Origin of the sequence: Streptomyces sp. NRRL S-340, assembly GCF_000720185.1 — a bacterium.
In the GTDB taxonomy this organism is placed as follows: Bacteria; Actinomycetota; Actinomycetes; order Streptomycetales; family Streptomycetaceae; genus Streptomyces.
The window spans coordinates 68,593-85,868 of sequence record NZ_JOIY01000012.1 but is presented as its reverse complement, the minus strand read 5'-3'; the positions used below and the strand labels follow the sequence as shown (position 1 = coordinate 85,868).

Here is a 17,276-nt window from a genome sequence, read left to right as displayed (position 1 = left end):
CGGGCGGGGCACTGCCGCAACGGCTCCCTGCCGCTGTCGGCGTCCCGGCGGCGGGCCAACGAGGCCGTCGGTGGACAGCACCAGCCGGCTGCCCTGGGGCACGTCGACTCCACCGCCTCGAACGGCAGACCCCCGGCACCGAGCGGAACCCGCCGGTGACCGCCCGCGGCTCGGTGGTGTCCCGCAGGGTGGTGACCAGGCCCGGCGGACCGCCCGCGGCACCGGTGGACCGCACATTGGCGGCAGGACCGTGCGACGCGCAGTCGTAAAGCCGCACGGGCCGGGTACTCGCGGACCGTGCCGGGCGGGCGGGCCGTGGGTCCCCCGCGGTCGATCGGGCGGAACCTGGTCAGCGAGAGCTGATCAGCAGGACCTGATCGGCGGAAAGTGACCGGCAGGAAGTGACCAGCAGAGCCTGGTCCGCAGAAAGTGATCAGCAACCGGAGGCGCACGGATATGAGCACGGTCAAGGAAACGGTGGAAGTCGACGTCCCCGTCCACACCGCGTACAACCAGTGGACGCAGTTCGAGTCCTTCCCGCACTTCATGGACGGGGTGGAGGAGATCCGGCAGCTGGACGACCGCCACAACCACTGGGTCACGAAGGTGTCCGGCGTCACGCGCGAGTTCGACACCGAGATCGTCGACCAGCTCCCGGACGAGCGCATCACCTGGCGCACCACCAGCGGGGACACCCACCAGCGCGGCTCGGTCCGCTTCGAGCGGGTCGACGACTCGCACACGCGCGTCGAGCTGGTGATGGACATCGAGCCCAGCGGCATGGCGGAGAAGGCCGGCGACCTGCTGGGTGTGATGGACCGGCGCGTCAAGGGGGACATGAAGCGGTTCAAGAAGTACATCGAGGAACGCGGCGGCGAGAGCGGGGCCTGGCGCGGACGGATCACCCCGGGTGACACCGGCGGCACGCCCCTCTGACGCGTCGGGACGCCGACGGGACCCCTCCGTGACCCGCACGGGACCTCCCGTCGGCATCCCCCCTCGGCCTCACCGCGGACGTCACGACGAGCACTGTCGTGAGGCTCTTGCGGCCTGCTGACCTGTCGTCACCTTCCCGTCGTCGCCCGCAGGGCGGCCCCGCGGCGTCCGGTGCGTGCTCCCGGCATGCCGGGCGGAAGTCCGCGTACTGGGCGTACCCGGGCTTTCACCCGGAGCGGCGAGGGGCGTGCAAGGTGTCGCGGGGCGGGCGGGAATGTGCCGACAGGGACTAGGCCTTCCGGGCCAGCCCGGCGGCGATGAGCCGTTCCCAGACGGTGAGTTCCGGCTCGCCGCCGGGCCCTGCGGGGCCGTCCGTGGTGCCGGGCCGCCACAGGGAGGCCGGGACGATCCCGGGCTCCAGGATCTCCAGGCCGTCCAGCAGGGAGGCGATCTCCGCGTCCGTGCGCCACCGGCCGCGGCCGAACGTCTGCTGCAGCACCCTCTCGGCCTCCGCGGTCTCCGCGTTGTGACCGGACCGGAAGTGACTGACGAAGAAGTAGCTCCCCGCGGGTACCTGGTCGCGCCAGTAACGGACGATCCCCGCGGGGTCCTCGTCGTCGTTGACGTGGTGGAGGATCGCGCTGAACATGACGGCGACGGGGCGGTCGAAGTCGATCAGCTCCAGTGTGTCCGGGTGGGTGCGGATGACCTCGGGATCGCGTACGTCGGCCGCGACGACCCGGGTCCGCTCGTTCTCCTGGAGCAGCGCACGGCCGTGGACCAGCACCTGCGGGTCTATGTCGACGTAGACGACCCGGGCGTCCTCGGCGTGCCGCTGCGCGACCTGGTGGACGTTGTCGGCGGTCGGAAGGCCGCTGCCCAGGTCGATGAACTGCCGTACCCCGGTGGACGTCGAGATCTCCGCGACGGCGCGGGTCAGGGCCGCCCGGTTGGCGAAGGCGATGGCGACCGAACCGGGCAGGTCGCGCTTGAACACGTCGCCGATCCCGCGGTCCACGGCGTAGTTGTCCTTGCCGCCGAGCAGGTAGTCGTAGACGCGCGCGATGCTCGGCTTGGTGGGGTCGATCGAGAGGCCTTCATCCGTCATGGCGGCCATCCTTCCCCGGGGGACCGCCCGTTGACCACCGGTTCGATCAGACCGTGACCCCTTGCTCCCCACGACCGCGCGTGTCCCGCACGCCCCGCGCCGGGCCGCAGGCCCCCGGGCCCTCGCTCCGCGCACGCCCCTGCTCCCTGCTTCCCGCTCCCCTTCTCGGAGTTGTCGGCGTGTCCGTCGCGGCAGACCTGAAGGCAATATTGCGAAGTTTTCACTTCACACCTACGGTGAGGGCATGCGGCGGACGAAGCGCGACCACGAGCCCGAGCAGATCACCGACCTCGCGCGGCTGCGGGCGTTCATGAACCCCCTGCGCATGCAGCTCTACCGGTTGCTCTACGCCGCGGGCACGGCGACCGCCTCCCAGCTCGCCGAGCATGTCGACGAGACTCCGTCGCTGGTCAGTTACCACTTGCGCAAGCTCTCCGAGCACGGCTTCGTGACGCAGGCGGGCGACCGCGGGGCCGACGGCCGGGAGCGGTGGTGGAAGGTGGCCTCCGAGGACGGCTGGGGCTTTCGCGAATCGGACTTCGCGGACACACCCGAAGGAGCCGCCGCCGTCGGCGCGGTGACCCGGGGCATCTTCGACACCCGCGTCGCCCAGTACCGCGCCTACCTCGACCAGAAGGCCGCCTGGGGAAGGGCCTGGACCGACGCGGCCTTCGGCTCCGAGTGGCTGCTGGAACTGACCGCGGACGAACTCGCCGAGATGAGCGACGAGTTCGAGGCGCTCGCCCGGCACTGGCGCGAGCGCGCCAAGGCCGCTCGCGCGGCCGGCGGGACCGAGGGCCGCGAGCACGTCTCCGTGCACCTGTACGGCTTCCCCTTCAGACCCTGACCCCGCCCGCCCCGACGCACACGGAGCCCGCCATGGCCACCGCAGAGACAGCCCTGCCCGCACGCGCCCCCGCACCGGCCCACCGCGACGGCAACGTCCTGCGCTGGCTCAGCGCGTACACCGTCTCCCTCGTCGGCGACAGCGTGTACTTCGTCGCCCTGGGCTGGTCCGCCCAGAAGGCCGCCGGGCCCGCGGAGGTCGGCCTCGTCATGGCGTCGGGCGCGCTGCCGCGGGCCCTGCTCATGCTCGGCGGGGGAGTGGTGGCCGACCGGGCCGACCCGCGCCGGGTGATCCTCGGCAGCGACGCGCTGCGCTGCCTGCTCATCCTCGCGGTGGCCGCCGCCGTCGCCCTCACCGCCCCGGCCCTGTGGATCCTGGTCGTGCTGGCGCTCCTCTTCGGCGCCGTGGACGCGCTGTTCGTCCCCGCGGTCGGCGCGCTCCCGCCGCGGATCACCGGCCCGGACCAGCTGGCCCGGGTCGCCGGTATGCGCTCGCTCGCCCTGCGCCTGAGCCAGATCGCGGGCCCGCCGGCCGGCGGTCTGGCCATGGCACTCGGCGGACCCGCCACGGCCTTCACCCTGGCCGGCCTGTTCTTCGCCGTGTCCCTGCCGTTGCTGCTGACGATACGGATACGGCCCGTGGAACCGGGCGCCGGGCGACGGACGGAGCCCGGCACCGCACGGGCGGACCTGCTGGAAGGCCTCCGCTACATCCGCCGCCACCCCCTCATCGGGCCGCTCGTCGTCGCCGGCGCCATCTGCGAACTCGGCCTGGCCGGCACCCTCAACGTCGGCCTGGTGCTCCTCAACGCCGAGCGCGGCTGGGGCCCTTCCGGCTACGGCTGGATCGTCAGCGCCTTCGGGGCGGGTGCCGCGGCCAGTGCGCTGCTGCTCGCCGTCGCCGGGCGGCTGCCGCGGGCCGGCCTGGTGCTGTCCGCGACGCTCCTGGCGGGCTCGGCGGGAGCGGCGGCCATCGCCCTCGTACCGCACCTTTGGACCGCCGTGGTGCTGGCGGCCGTGATCGGGCTGAACGCCGGTGTCTTCGGCGGCCTGGACAGCGTGCTCGTCCAGACCGCGGCGGATCCGGCCTTCCTCGGCCGGGTCACCTCCGTCGTCATGCTCACCATGGTCGGGCTCGCGCCCCTCGGCTACCCGCTGGCCGGGGCCGCCGTCGGCGCCTGGGGCGCCGCTCCGGTCTTTGTCGGCTGCGGTGTCCTCGGCGCCCTCGGCGCGACCGTCACCCTCACCTCCGGCGCGGTACGGCGAGCCGAACTCCCCAGGGCCCCGCGCTCGTCAGGGGGTCGCCGCGCCGGCAGCCGCCGCTGAACCCGTGCCGCACGCCCCGCCGGACAGGTGCCGCCGGCGGGGCGCGGCAGGGGCGGCGGTCAGCGGTCCTGGGACAGGCGCAGGAGCGCGGCGAAGGTGCCGCTCGCGTGGACGAGATCCTCGTAGCGGCCGTGCTCGCTCACGCGCCCCTGCTCCATGACGACGATGTGGTCGGCGACCTTGGTGTTCTCCAGGCGGTGCGTGACGATGATGGTGATGCGGTCGGAGGCGATGGCCTTGATCCGCGCGAAGATGCCGTGTTCGCCCCGGGGATCCATCTGCGAGGTCGGTTCGTCCAGGATCAGCAGGGGCGTCTGCCGGTAGAGCGCGCGCCCGCAGGCCAGCCGCTGCCACTGGCCGCCGGACAGCTCCGCCCCGCCCCACAGTTCCCGGGCGAGCAGCGTGTCGAGCCGCTGGGGCAGTTTCTCGACGGCCTCGCGCATGCCGACGGCGTCGACCGCGTCCCACACCGGGCCGTCGTCGAACGTCCTCGGCTGGCCGAGGGTGATGTTCTCGCGGGCGCGCAGCGGCCAGCAGGCGAAGTTCTGCGGGACCAGGGCGGTGCGCCGCCACACCGCGTCCGGGTCCGCGCCGGCGAGGTCGGTACCGTCCCACAGGACGCGGCCCTTGTCGGCGAGCAGAATGCCGGTGATGAGCTTGACCAGCGTGGACTTGCCCGAACCGTTCTCACCGACTACGGCCAGGATCTCACCGCGGCGCAGCCTGAGCGACACACCGTGCACGGCGGGTTCGTCCTTGCCGGGGTAGCGGTAGGTGACGTCGTCCAGGCGGATCTCCTCCACGCGCTCGGGAACGGCCAGTTCGCCGCGGCGCGGGGCGCGTGCGCGGGCCATGTCGAGGAAGGACCGCATGTCGGCGAGGTACAGGGAGGTGTGGAACATGGCGGCACCGTGCATGACGAACTGGGAGAGCGCGCCCAGCGTGGTCTGCACGGCGACGACCGCCGTCGCCGCGACCGGCAGGGCCACCCGACCGGTGGCCGCCAGCCAGGCGAGGGTCGCCCAGGCGGCGAGGAGGAACACCCCGCCCAGGGCGCTCGTCGCCAGGGTGATGCGCAGCATGCGCGGCGCGGCGGCGAGCACACGTGCGTCGATACGGTCCGACAGGGCCCGGTACCAGTGGATCAGGTAGCCCGTCATGCCGTTGGCCCGGACCTCGTCCCCGTGCCGGGAGTAGGTGGCCCACCAGCGCATCATGCCGCGTACGTTGCGGTCACCGACGTTCAGGTAGTGGGTCTCGTAGTCGACGCGCGCGGTGAGCACGGCGCCCGCGCCCGCCGGCAGCACGGCCAGCAGGAGCAGCGGCAGCATCAGCGGGTGCAGCGCGGTGATGACACCGCCCGCCGCGGTCATGCGGATCAGCGCGGCCATGAACCGCTGCGCGTCCTGGACCATCAGCCGGGTCCGGGTGACGCCGACCTCGGCCGCCTCCTGCCGGTCGGCGAACCCGTCCTCGCCGTAGGCGGACGCCTCGACCCGGCACACGGCGGCGACCAGGGCGATGTCCGCCTCGGTCGTCAGCAGCGGGGTGATCCGCCCGTCCGCGTAGGAGGACAGGGCGCCGCTGATCCGGCCGACGCCCGCGGCGGACGTGACGACGATCAGCGCGGGCAGGGCGCCGTGCAGGCGTTCGGGCACCGTGCCCGTGCCGAGGATGTGCGTCATCGCCCGCGCGGTGAACGCCAGCACGAGCGCGGCGGTGACACCGCCGAGGCACTGGCACACCAGGAGGAGGACGACACCGGGCCTGTCGACGGCCCAGGCCATGCGCGCGGTGCGCCCGAGCACCCCGGGAAGGCGTCGGCACAAGGCGCCGAAACTGGCCTCTGCCAGGGGGTTCTTCCCGTGCTGGCCCTCGAAGGTGATGGTGGCGGGCGGTGGAGGCGGCGGCGTCTCGGCGCTCTGTGCGCCGGTGTCGGTCGCGGTCATCCGGGTTCCTCCTCGTGGGTCGGCGCCGCGCCCGCGTGGCTCGGCGGTGCCCGGCTCAACGAGGAGGAACGGGAATCGAACGCGCTCGGTCTCGGACGCCCTGGACCCCTTGGAGAGCAAGGGCCCGGCCGCGAGGCCACCGTGCCCAGGCCGCCGCCGCCGTGCCCGGGGTGGCCGAAACGCCGGTCCTCACCCCCTGACGCCCCCGAACGCGGCCCCGCCACCGGACGTTGACCGGGGCGTACGCCACAGACGTACGCCCCCGCCGTACGCCCCGTCGGCCACCGCGGCCGACAGGCGGTGGCCGGCCGCCGAGACCGTGACCCGGCCGGGTGGGAGGCCGTCATCGGCCGGGCCCGCGCGGCCGGGACGGCGTGCGCACGGCGGCGTCGCACCCGATCCAGCGCCTCCCGCCCGGTCGACGGCACATCGGACCGTGCCCGCACGGGCCCCCGGAACGTCACCGCCGGGAGCACCCTCAGCTCAGCACCCCCAGTGATGCTGCGCCCGCGTCATGTCCACCCGCGTCCCGCGCATCGGCGTGCCCTCGCCGAGGAGCAGTTCCCGCGCCCGGCCGCCGTGGCAGGTGGCGGGGGGTCCCGTCGGCGTGGACGACACGCCACCAGGGGACGCCTTCGTCGAGCAGGCCCATGACCCGCCCCACCTGCCGCGGGCCCGCCCCGATCCTCCTGCCGACGGCACCGTAGGAGGTGACGGACCCGGCCGGGACGGCGAGGACCGCTTCGCGGACGTCCTCGACGAGGCTCATCGCGCCCTCACCGACGGGCCGGGCGGATCTGGCGGAGCGTGCGGGTCCGCTGGGTCCGGCGGGTAGGTCAGGCGCCCGTTCCGCACGCGCGCGTTCGGGTTCAGCACGGCGGGCTTCGCCGTGGTGGCCGACATGATGTGCACCACCTCCGCGCCCGGGACGATCAGAGCGTCCGTGATCAGCCTGCGATGGCAGCGCCAGGGCACCGCCTCGCTGCACATGATCGCCGGTCTTCCGTGCTCCGCCAGTCCGAGCAGTTCCTCCAGCCCTTCCGCGAACGCGTCGGTCGCCATGTAGTCGGCGTAGTCGCGGAAGGCCTTGACCCGCCACGCCCCGTTCGCGCTCGGCACCCCCTTCGGCGTGTGCCGTCGGCCGCCCAGCCGCGGGATCCACCGGTAGCCGATGCCGGGAGGCAGGGACTCGACGATCGCCGGCTGGTTCCACTGCGGGTACTTCCTCGACGACGGGAACGAGCGGACGTCGGCCAGACAGGTGATGCCGTTGCCGCGCAGCATCTCCAGCAGTTCGTCGAAATCACGCGTGGAGTGCCCCACCGTCCAGATGCGGTTCGTCATCCGTCATCCCGCCGCCTCGCCGGCAACACCCCGCCGTCGCCCTACAGTTTCGTCAGCGCGCCGCCTTTGTGCAGGGCGACGTGATCGGTCCTGTCGCTCTTGATCTCGTATTGCGGGTCGCTCTCGGAGCAGTGGTGCACATGCCCTTTCCAGTCCACGTCCCGCGTGTGTTTCCTGATGATGACGCCTTGGACGTGTCCGGCCTCGGAATTCCACCGGACATGGTCCCCGACGGCGAACTGCTGCGTGTGGGACATGCCGGGCGGGTTCCCGCGCGCCGTCCCTTCATGCTCCGGAGGGGGCCGCGGCGACGGCCGCCCGCGTGTCGCCGCCGGCCCGCTCCAGGCGGCGGGCGGCCTCTTCGGCGGTGCAGTGGGCGAGGAGCATGACGATGGCGGTCTTCGCGTGGCCGCCGGCCCGGCGCAGGGTCTCGGCCGCCGTGTCCGGGTCGGTGCCGGTGGCCTGCACGACCATGCGGCGGGCGCGGTCCACGAGCTTGTCGTTGCTGGCCCGCACGTCGACCATGAGATTGCCGTAGACCTTGCCGAGGCGCACCATCGAGGCGGTCGAGAGCATGTTGCAGACCATCTTCTCGGCGGTGCCGCCCTTGAGCCGGGTCGATCCGGTGACGACCTCGGGCCCGGTGGGCACCTCGATGGGGATGTCGGCGTAGCGGCTGACGGCCGCGTTCGCGTTGCAGGCGACCGACACGGTCACGGCGCCCTTGGCGGCGGCGTGCTCGAGGCCGCCGATGACGTAGGGGGTACGGCCGCTGGCGGCGAGCCCGACGACGGTGTCCCGGTCGTCCACGCCGATCCCGTCCAGGTCGGTGACGGCCCCGGCCGGGTCGTCCTCGGCGCCCTCGACCGCGACCGCGAAGGCGCCCGGGCCGCCGGAGAGCACACCCACGACCTGGCCGGGGGAGGTGCCGAAGGTCGGAGGGCACTCGACCGCGTCGAGGAGGCCGATGCGACCGCTCGTGCCGGCGCCCACGTAGATCAGACGCCCGCCCTGACGCAGCGACTCGGTGACCGCCTCGACGGCGGCCGCGATCTCCGGGAGGGCGCCCCGTACGGCCAGGGCGACGCTCTGGTCCTCGGCGTTCATCACGGAGAGCAGGTCGAGGACCGGCATGCGGTCCAGTTCGGTGGTCCGCTCGTTGCGGGTCTCGGTACCGAGTGTGCTGAGGTCCACGGCGCGGTCGTCCTTTCGGAGCGGGCAGGGCTGGGCGTGATGAGGGCCGGCGGTGGTGCGGGCGGGGGGGGAACGGTCCGGGTCAGTCGCCGGTGGGGGAGCGGCGCTGCGACGGGGAGCGTCTGCGGTGCTGGACGGCTCCGTAGGTCTTCTCCAGCGCCGCCGTCGTGGCGTCGTAGGACCGCTGGGCGACACCGACGAACAGGCAGTCGATGACGGCGAGCTGGGCGATGCGGCTGACGGTCGCGCCGGAGCGGAAGGGGGTCTCCCGGGCGCAGGTCGTCAGCACGAGGTCCGCGCCCCTGGCCAGCGTGGAACGCGGCACATTGGTCAGGGCGATCGTGGTGGCACCGTGTTCGGCGGCGGCCAGCAGCGGTTCGACGGTGTCCTCGGTCTCCCCGGAGTGGGAGACGGCCAGGGCGACGTCACCGGGGCCGAGGAGGGCGGTGGCGGTGAGGGCCGCGTGCCGGTCCGTCCACACGAACGCCGTACGGCCGATGCGGTGCAGTTTCTGGTGCAGGTCCTGGCCGACGAACGCGCTGGCGCCGACACCGAAGATGTCGATCCGCCGGGCCCCGGCGACCGCGTCCACCGCCCGCCCCAGCACCTCGGTGTCCAGCGCGGCCCCCGAGTCCTGGAGTGCGTGCACCTCGTTGTAGATGATTTTGCCGACGATCTCGTCCAGCGTGTCGGTGGCGCTGATGTCGGTGACCGGCGCCGGGCGCTCCCCGCCGAGGGCGTGCTCCCGGGCGGCCGCCGCGGCCAGTGCCAGGCGCAGCTGCGGGTAGTTGGCGATCCCGATGGTCCGGCAGAAGCGCATCACGGTGGCCACCGAGGTGTCCGCCCGCCCGGCGAGCGCGCTGATCGACAGCTCCGACGCCTGCGCCGGATCGGCCAGGACGGCCTCGGCCACCCGTCGTTCGGAGGGGGCCAGGGCGGGCAGCGCCGCCCTGATGCCCGCCAGTGTTCCGGCCGCGCCGGTGTCCGGCGCCGGCGCGGCGGGACGGGGTGGTTCCTGCTGGGGCATGGGGGCCGTTCCCTCCTGGGTGGGTGAGCGACACGGTAATCACACCGCCCGGGTGACGTCAAAAAGTTACGGACCAACTTTCGCGAAGTTACTTATTGACATGCGGAGGTCGGGGTTCTGATACTCACTGGACCGCGATCCGCGCCCGTCACCGCACCGGCCCTCCCCGGCCGTGCCGTGACCCCCCGACGCGACGGATCCCCGGAGCACACGAAGGCGTGTTGTATGACATCAGCAGTGGCGGTGGACCTCGGCAAGACCGGCTGCCGTGCCGTGCTGTGGGACGACGGCGTTCCCGCCCACCCGCTCGGCCGGGTCCACGAGGTGCCCGGCGCCCCCGGCCTGGCCACCGGCGACGGAGTCGCGGCGGCGCGTGCCGCCGTGCGTGCCGCCGTCCTCCCGCTCCTGGAACGGGCGCCCGCGTTCCGTCCCGCCGCCCTCTGCGTGGGTGCCGCGGGCGCCGCCAGCGCCCCGGAGGCCGCCCGCGACCTGGCCCTGCGGCTCCTGGAGGACCTGCCGGCGCAGGAGGTGGCCGTCACCAGCGACGCCGTGACCGCGCACGCCGGCGCCCTCGGCACCCGCCCCGGTGTCGTGCTCGCGCTCGGCACCGGCTCCGTCGCGATCGGCATCGGGGACGACGGAACGTACGCCCGCGTGGACGGCTGGGGCCCCTGGCTCGGTGACGAGGGCAGCGGCGCGTGGATCGGCGCCGCCGGACTGCGGGCCGCGCTGCGCGCCCACGACGGACGCGGCCCGGCGACCGCGCTGCTGGCCGCCGCCGTGGAACGCTTCGGCGACCCCGAGCGGCTGCCCGCGGCCCTGGACAGGGACGGCAACCCGGCCCGTACCGCCGCGTCCTTCGCGCCGGACGTGGCACGCGTGGCCGCCGCGGGCGACGACCGCGCCGCGGCCGTCCTGCGCGAGGCCGCCGCGGCACTCGGCGAGGCCGTACTCGCCGCCGCCCGCCGCGTCGGCGGCGCCACCGCCCTGCCCGCCACCCCGTCCGGCACGCTGCCCGGCACGCCCGCGCCCCCGTCCGGCACCGGCGCCGCCTCCCTGCCCGTCGCTCTGACCGGCGGACTCACCGGGCTCGGGGAGCCGCTGCTCGGCCCGCTGCGGACCTGCCTCGCCGGCTCCCCGCTCGCCCTCGACGTGCGGCCGGCGCTCGGCGACCCGCTGGACGGCGCCCGCCTGCTGGCCCTGGACGCCGCGGCACCCCACGAACCCCACGTCGCCCGCGTACGGCGGTCGGCGCCCTCCACCACCGTCCCCACCCCGCCGGTGACCCCGCCGGTCGTTGCTTAGGAGCTGAGCGTGCGCCAACTCGACCTCGTGGTGGTCGTCGTCTACCTGGTGGCGATCGCCGTGATCGGCCTCAGACTGGCGGGCCGGCAGAAGACCGCGAAGGACTACTTCGTCGGCGAGGGCCACATGCCGTGGTGGACCGTCGCGTTCTCCGTGGTGGCCACCGAGACCAGCGTGCTCACCGTCATCAGCGTCCCCGGCGGCGCGTACAGCGGGCAGGGCTTCGGCAACGTCGAACTCGCCCTCGGCTACGTGATCGGCCGCGTCGTCGTGGCCGCCGTGCTGATCCCGCTGTACAAGCGCGGCGGATTCGTCAGCGCCTACCAGTACCTGGGAAGCCGGTTCGGGCTGAAACTGCAGGGGCTCGCCTCGGTGACCTTCGTCTTCACCCGGCTGCTCGCCGAGGGCGTGCGGCTGTTCGCCTCGGCCATCCCCATCAAGCTGCTGCTCGACGAGTTCGGCGTGCACGCGAGCTACCGGGTCATCATCGTCGCCGTCACCGTGATCACCGTCGTCTACACCTACCTCGGCGGCATCAAGGCCGTCATCTGGACCGACACCATCCAGATGGCGCTGTACGTGGGCGGCGCGGTCCTCGCCATCGCCGTACTGTCCGCCCACGTCGGCGGGGCCGGCTTCGCGGACGCCCTGCACGCCGGCCGGTTCAAGCTCTTCGACACCGACTTCGGCCCGGCACACATCCTCACCAGCTCCTTCGCGCTGCCCACGGCCATCATCGGCGGCGCCATCTTCGCCATGGCCAGCCACGGCTCCGACCAGCTGATGGTCCAGCGCATCCTGGCCACCCGGACCCTGCGCGACGGGCAGAAGGCCATGATCGCCTCGGGTGTCTTCGTCACCCTCCAGTTCGCGGCCTTCTCCCTCGTCGGCGCGCTGCTGTGGTCCTACAACCAGGGCAAGGACTTCAAGGCCCTCGGTCTGAGCAGCTCCGACAACCTCTATCCCGAGTTCATCCTGCACGGGCTGCCCGTGGTGATCTCCGGCCTGCTGGTGGCGGGCATCCTCGGCGCCGCGATGGGATCGCTGTCCTCCGCGCTGAACTCCATGTCGAACTCGACGGTCGCCGACATCATCCACAGCTTCTTCCGCGGCACACCCTCCGAGGAGTTCCTGCTGCGGCTGGCCCGGGTGATGACGCTGGTGTGGGCGGTGCTGATGGCCGTCTTCGCCTGTGCCTTCAGCACCAGCACCGGCAACGTCTACCTCACCGGCCTCACCATCGCGGGCTACACCTACGGCGCGCTGCTCGGCGCGTTCCTGCTCGGGCGGATCGTCCGGCGGGCCGGTGAGGCCGACGCCGTCGTGGCGTTCCTGGTGACGGTCGGCGTGATGACGTACATCGTGCGCGAGGTGAAGATCGACGTCACCGTGGCCGGCGTCCCCGTGCCCACCGGGATCGCCGCCCAGTGGCTGGTGCCCATCGGCGTACTGGTCACCCTGGCCGTCGGCGGCCTGTCGAGCCTGCTGCACCGTGCCCCGGCGGCGGACACCGGTGACGGCGAGCCGGGCGCAGGCCCCGAGCGCGTCACCGCCGCGGCGGGCCGGGAATGACGGCGCGCGCCCCGCGTCCGGCCCGGACCGCCCCGGCCACCCGGACCACCCCGACAGTCCTGGCCGCCCCGATCGCCCCGGCCACGCCGACCGTCCTGGCCCCTTCGACCGTCTCGGCCGCACCGACGGCCCTGGCACCCTGGGCCACCCCGCCTGCCCCGGTCGCCTCGGCCGTCCCCTGCCCCCCTCGCGCCCCCGCGCGTCCGCGGGGCGCCGCCCGCCCCGGCCCGCACCCCGACCTCCTGGGAGAGACCATGCCGCAGCACACCCCGCCTGCGGGGCGCACCGGGCACCGGGAGGCGCCGTGCGTGTGATCGGCCTGATGTCGGGCACCTCCTACGACGCCATCGAAGCCGCCGCCGCCGACCTCGCCCTGGACGGCGACACCCTGCTCCTGCGGCCCCTGGGACACCTCTCCGTCCCCTACCCGGCGGACGTACGGGACCTGATCGCCGCCACCCTGCCGCCGGCCGCCACGACGACCCAGGCGATCTGCGCCCTGGACACCGGCATCGGCCGGGCCTTCGCCGAGGCCGCCGGACGGGCCCTGCGCGAGCTGTGCGGGGGCACCGCCGACCTCGTCGTCTCGCACGGCCAGACCATGCACCACTGGGTCGAGGACGGCACCGTCCGCGGCACCCTCCAGCTCGGCCGGCCGGCCTGGATCGCCGAGGCCACCGGCCTCCCGGTCGTCTCCGACCTGCGCAGCAGGGACGTGGCCGCGGGCGGGCAGGGCGCCCCGCTGGTCGGCATGACCGACACCCTGCTGCTGCGCGCCCTGCCCGGCACGCCCGCCGCGCTCAACCTGGGCGGCATCGCCAACGTCACCGTCCTCGCGCCCGGTGCCGAACCGCTGGCCTTCGACACCGGCCCGGCCAACGCCCTGCTGGACGCCGCCGTACGCCACGTCACCGACGGCGCCGCCGCCTACGACGAGGACGGACGCCGGGCCGCCGCCGGCCGCACCAGCCCCGCACTGCTCCGCGTCCTCCTCGACGACCCCTACTACCGCAGGCCCGCGCCGAAGACGACCGGCAAGGAACACTTCCACCTGCCCTACCTCCAGCGCGCACTGGAAGCGGTGCCCACCCCGGGCACCGACGACGTCCTGGCCACCCTGACCCGGCTGACCGCCGTCACCGTCGCCGACGCCTGCCGCGCCCACGGGGTCACCGAACTCGTCGTCTCCGGCGGCGGGCTGCACAACCCGGTGCTGATGCGCATGATCGCCGAAGAACTGCCCGGCGTGCGGCTGCGCCCCAGCGACGAGCTGGGCGTGCCCTCCGACGCCAAGGAGGCCCTCGCCTTCGCCGTCCTCGGCTATCTCACCGTCAACGGTCTGCCCGGCACGCTCCCGTCGGCCACCGGCGCCCGCCGGGCCACGCTGCTCGGCAGCATCACGCCCGGCCACGGGCCCCTGCGCCTGCCCCAGCCGGCGCCCCGCCCACCGCACCGGCTGCGGATCACCGGCCCCGCCCCCGCGACCGGCCGGCCGCGCACCGGCTGACCCGGCGCACCCGCCGGGGCCGTCCCCTGCCCGCCTCCATCCCCCGAGGACCCATGAGCACCTCCGCCGCCCCACCCCCCGCCGTACCGCACCGCCGCACCGGAGCCGAAGGGCCCGCCCGAACCGAAGGACGGGCGGCAACAGGAGGACCGGCCGGAAACGAGGAGCTGGCCGTGCTGCTGGCCCGGTGCGTCGGCGACCCGGCCAGGGTGACGACCGAGGTGCCCCGCCGCGTCGCGGCAGCCCATGACGCGTCGCCGTACCTGTTCACCCCGCGGGCCGTCGTGCGCGCCGCCACCGCGGCCGAGGTGGGGGCGCTGATGGCGGGCGCCCGCACGGCCGGAGTACCGCTGACGCTCCGCTCGGGCGGCACCAGCCTCGCGGGGCAGGCGGGCGGCGAGGGCGTCCTCGTGGACGTACGCAGCCACTGGCGCGCCGCCGAGGTCCTCGACGACGGCCTGCGCATCCGGCTGCAACCCGGCCTGACGGTCCGTCAGGCCAATGCGCGGCTCGCCCGGTACGGGCGCCGGCTCGGCCCCGACCCGGCCAGCGAGTCCGCCTGCACCATCGGCGGCCTGGTCGCCAACAACTCCAGCGGCATGAACTGCGGCACCCGTGACAACGCCTACCGCACCATGGAGTCCCTCCAGTTCGTGCTGCCCTCGGGCACCGTCGTCGACACCGCCGATCCCGGCGCGGACGAGGCGCTGCGCGCCCGCGAGCCCGAACTGCACGCCGGGCTGCTGCGGCTGCGCGACCGCGTACGGGGCTCGGCCGCTTCCCGCGCCACCGTGGAGCGGCTGTTCTCGATGAAGAACACCATGGGCTACGGCCTCAACGCGTTCCTGGACCACACCGAGCCGGCCGACGTGCTCGCCCACCTGATGATCGGCAGCGAGGGAACCCTCGGCTTCGTGGGCGAGGCCGTCTTCCGCACCGTACCCCTGCTGCCGCACACCGCCACCGGACTGCTGGTGCTGCCCGGCCTCGCCGAGGCCACCGACGCGCTGCCCGCGCTGCTGGCCGCGGGGGCACGCACCGCCGAACTCCTGGACGCGGCGTCCCTGCGCGTGGCACAGCACGCCCCGGACGCCGTCGACGCGCTGCGCGGCCTGCGCGTCGAGCGGCACGCCGCCCTGCTGGTCGAGTTCGCCGAGGACAGCGCCGAACTGCTCGAGGAGCGGATGACGGCCGTGCGGCCGGTCCTGGACCGCCTGCCCGCCGTCGGCGACACCCGGCTCGTGCGCGACCCGCGTGTACGGGCCCGGCTCTGGCACCTGCGCAAGGGCCTGTACACCGCGGTCGCCGGGGCCCGGCGTCCGGGCACCACCGCGCTGCTGGAGGACATCGCGGTGCCCATGGAGCGGCTGACGGCCACCTGCGACGGGCTGAGCGGCCTCTTCGAGCGGTACGGCTACCAGGACGCGGTGGTCTTCGGGCACGCCCGCGACGGCAACCTGCACTTCATGCTCACCCAGGACTTCGACTCCGCCCGGGAGGTCGAGCGCTACGCCCGGTTCACCGACGCCATGGTCGATCTCGTCCTGGACGCCGGCGGCACGCTGAAGGCCGAGCACGGCACGGGCCGCGCCATGGCCCCCTTCGTCCGCCGCCAGTACGGCGACGAGCTGTACGAGGTCATGCGGGAACTGAAGCGGCTGTGCGACCCGCACGGCGTGCTCAACCCGGGGGTGCTCCTGGAGGACGACCCGACGGCCCACCTGCGCAGCTTCAAGAGCGTCCCGGAGATCGACCCGGCCGTCGACGCATGCGTGGAATGCGGCTACTGCGAACCGGTCTGCCCCACCGCGGACGCGACCACGACACCGCGCCAGCGCATCGCCCTGCGGCGCGAGATCGCGCTGGCCACCGCCGCCGGCGACGACGAACGGCGCCGGGCCCTGCAAGCCGACTACGCGTACGCGGCCGTCGACAGCTGCGCGGCCGACAGCCTCTGCGTCACCGCCTGCCCGGTCGCCATCGACACCGGCGCGGTCATGAAGAGGCTGCGCGCCGAACGCCACGGCGCCGCCGCGCAGCGGGCCGGCGCCGCAGTGGCCCGCCACTGGGCAGGAACCGTCAAGGGCGTGCGGGCCACGCTGAACACCGCCCACGCCGCGCCCGGCCCCGCCGTGCGCGCCGCCACCGGCGCGGCCCGCAGGCTCGGCGCGTCCGGCCTGGTGCCCGCCTGGGCCGACGACATCCCGCGCGGCGGCCCGGCCCGTCCCGGCCCCCGGCGGTCCGCCGGCGCGCGGGCGGTGTTCTTCGCCGCGTGCATCGGCAGCGTCTTCGCTCCCCAGGCGGTGGCGCGGGAGGCGTCCCCGGGGGCCACCGGTGGAGCGTCCGAGGGGGCGGTGGGCTCGGCGGCGGCCTTCCTGCGGCTGTGCGAGCGCGCGGGCGTCCCCGTCACCGTGCCCGAACTGTCCGGCCTGTGCTGCGGCACCCCCTGGCAGTCCAAGGGGTACACGGACGGACACCGCACCATGGCCGCCCGCACCCTGGACACGCTCTGGAAGGCCACCGGCCACGGCCGGCTGCCGGTGGTCTGCGACGCCTCCTCGTGCACGCACGGCCTGGAGCAACTCGCCGACGCCCTCCCGGAGTCCGAACGCTCCCGCTTCGCGGCCCTGGACTTCGTCGACAGCGTCGTCTTCACCGCCGAGCACCTGCTCCCCGCGCTGCCCGAGCCCCGCCGCCTGCGCAGCCTCGCCCTGCACCCCACCTGCTCCACCGTGCACCTCGGCGCCGGCGACGCCCTGCGCACCGTGGCCGCGGCCGTGAGCGAGGAGGTCACCGTCCCCGACAGCTGGGGCTGCTGCGCGTTCGCCGGCGACCGCGGCCTGCTCCACCCGGAGATCACCGCCACAGCCACCGCCGCCCAGGCCGCCGAGATCACCTCGCGCGCCCACGACGCGTACGCCTCCTGCAACCGCACCTGCGAGATGGGCATGACCCGGGCCACCGGCCGCCCCTACCGGCACGTCCTGGAACTCCTGGACGCGGCCACGGCCTGAGAGCTCCGGACGAAGAGGGCGCCCGGCTCCCCTCTCGTCCGGAGCTCCGCGTGCGGCGGACCTCGGGCCGGCTCGCGCGACCTCACGCACCGCCGGGCCGGAGGCCGGCCCCGCGCCGGAACGACGGGACCGCGAAGAAGGCCGGTGC

General features: G+C 74.3%; 14 protein-coding genes. 7 read left to right on the top strand and 7 right to left on the bottom strand.

What is annotated here, in order from left to right:
• Window positions 1-456 precede the first annotated feature (456 nt).
• Window positions 457-936, top strand: coding sequence for an SRPBCC family protein (locus tag IG64_RS12050; protein ID WP_037854906.1), 480 nt, complete (start codon window positions 457-459; stop codon window positions 934-936).
• 289 nt (window positions 937-1,225) lie between these two features.
• Here the strand turns inward: IG64_RS12050 and IG64_RS12045 are convergent, their stop codons facing one another.
• Window positions 1,226-2,044: an SAM-dependent methyltransferase gene (locus IG64_RS12045; protein WP_037854904.1), complete on the bottom strand. Its 819-nt coding sequence runs from the start codon at window positions 2,042-2,044 to the stop codon at window positions 1,226-1,228.
• A gap of 244 nt (window positions 2,045-2,288) precedes the next feature.
• Here IG64_RS12045 and IG64_RS12040 point away from each other — a divergent pair, with 244 nt between their 5' ends.
• On the top strand, window positions 2,289-2,891 hold the full coding sequence (locus IG64_RS12040; RefSeq protein ID WP_037854903.1) for an ArsR/SmtB family transcription factor: 603 nt from the start codon (window positions 2,289-2,291) through the stop codon (window positions 2,889-2,891).
• 32 nt (window positions 2,892-2,923) lie between these two features.
• Window positions 2,924-4,216, top strand: coding sequence for an MFS transporter (locus tag IG64_RS12035; RefSeq protein WP_037854901.1), 1,293 nt, complete (start codon window positions 2,924-2,926; stop codon window positions 4,214-4,216).
• A 59-nt stretch (window positions 4,217-4,275) separates the two neighbouring features.
• Here IG64_RS12035 and IG64_RS12030 read toward each other — a convergent pair whose 3' ends face one another.
• From IG64_RS12030 to IG64_RS12005, 6 genes are all read right to left on the bottom strand, one after another.
• The gene (locus IG64_RS12030) at window positions 4,276-6,165 is read right to left on the bottom strand and encodes an ATP-binding cassette domain-containing protein (RefSeq protein WP_037854899.1); all 1,890 of its coding nucleotides are present in this window, start codon (window positions 6,163-6,165) and stop codon (window positions 4,276-4,278) included.
• 478 nt (window positions 6,166-6,643) lie between these two features.
• Window positions 6,644-6,934, bottom strand: coding sequence for an MGMT family protein (locus IG64_RS12025; RefSeq protein ID WP_234438482.1), 291 nt, complete (start codon window positions 6,932-6,934; stop codon window positions 6,644-6,646).
• Entirely contained in the window at window positions 6,931-7,509 is a 579-nt protein-coding gene (locus IG64_RS12020; RefSeq protein WP_037854897.1) for a DUF488 family protein, read from the bottom strand. The genes IG64_RS12025 and IG64_RS12020 overlap by 4 nt, the downstream gene beginning before the upstream one ends.
• A gap of 41 nt (window positions 7,510-7,550) precedes the next feature.
• Complete coding sequence (locus IG64_RS12015; protein WP_037854896.1) at window positions 7,551-7,766, bottom strand: DUF2945 domain-containing protein; 216 nt, start codon at window positions 7,764-7,766, stop codon at window positions 7,551-7,553.
• 28 nt (window positions 7,767-7,794) lie between these two features.
• Window positions 7,795-8,703 (bottom strand): N-acetylmuramic acid 6-phosphate etherase, encoded by a 909-nt coding sequence (gene murQ / locus IG64_RS12010; protein WP_037854895.1) that lies wholly within the window; start codon window positions 8,701-8,703, stop codon window positions 7,795-7,797.
• Between the two features lie 82 nt (window positions 8,704-8,785).
• Window positions 8,786-9,730, bottom strand: coding sequence for a MurR/RpiR family transcriptional regulator (locus IG64_RS12005; protein WP_037854894.1), 945 nt, complete (start codon window positions 9,728-9,730; stop codon window positions 8,786-8,788).
• Window positions 9,731-9,955: 225 nt separating this feature from the next.
• On the opposite strand from IG64_RS12005, the gene IG64_RS12000 reads away from it, so the two are divergent.
• The 4 genes from IG64_RS12000 to IG64_RS11985 all read left to right on the top strand — a co-directional run bounded on the left by IG64_RS12000 (window position 9,956) and on the right by IG64_RS11985 (window position 17,128).
• The gene (locus tag IG64_RS12000) at window positions 9,956-11,035 is read left to right on the top strand and encodes a BadF/BadG/BcrA/BcrD ATPase family protein (RefSeq protein WP_037854893.1); all 1,080 of its coding nucleotides are present in this window, start codon (window positions 9,956-9,958) and stop codon (window positions 11,033-11,035) included.
• A 9-nt stretch (window positions 11,036-11,044) separates the two neighbouring features.
• Entirely contained in the window at window positions 11,045-12,607 is a 1,563-nt protein-coding gene (locus tag IG64_RS11995; RefSeq protein WP_037854892.1) for a sodium:solute symporter, read from the top strand.
• 304 nt (window positions 12,608-12,911) lie between these two features.
• The gene (locus tag IG64_RS11990) at window positions 12,912-14,114 is read left to right on the top strand and encodes an anhydro-N-acetylmuramic acid kinase (protein WP_037854891.1); all 1,203 of its coding nucleotides are present in this window, start codon (window positions 12,912-12,914) and stop codon (window positions 14,112-14,114) included.
• 173 nt (window positions 14,115-14,287) lie between these two features.
• A complete protein-coding gene (locus tag IG64_RS11985; protein ID WP_234438481.1) occupies window positions 14,288-17,128 on the top strand; it encodes an FAD-binding and (Fe-S)-binding domain-containing protein in 2,841 nt (946 codons plus the stop codon).
• Window positions 17,129-17,276 lie beyond the last annotated feature (148 nt).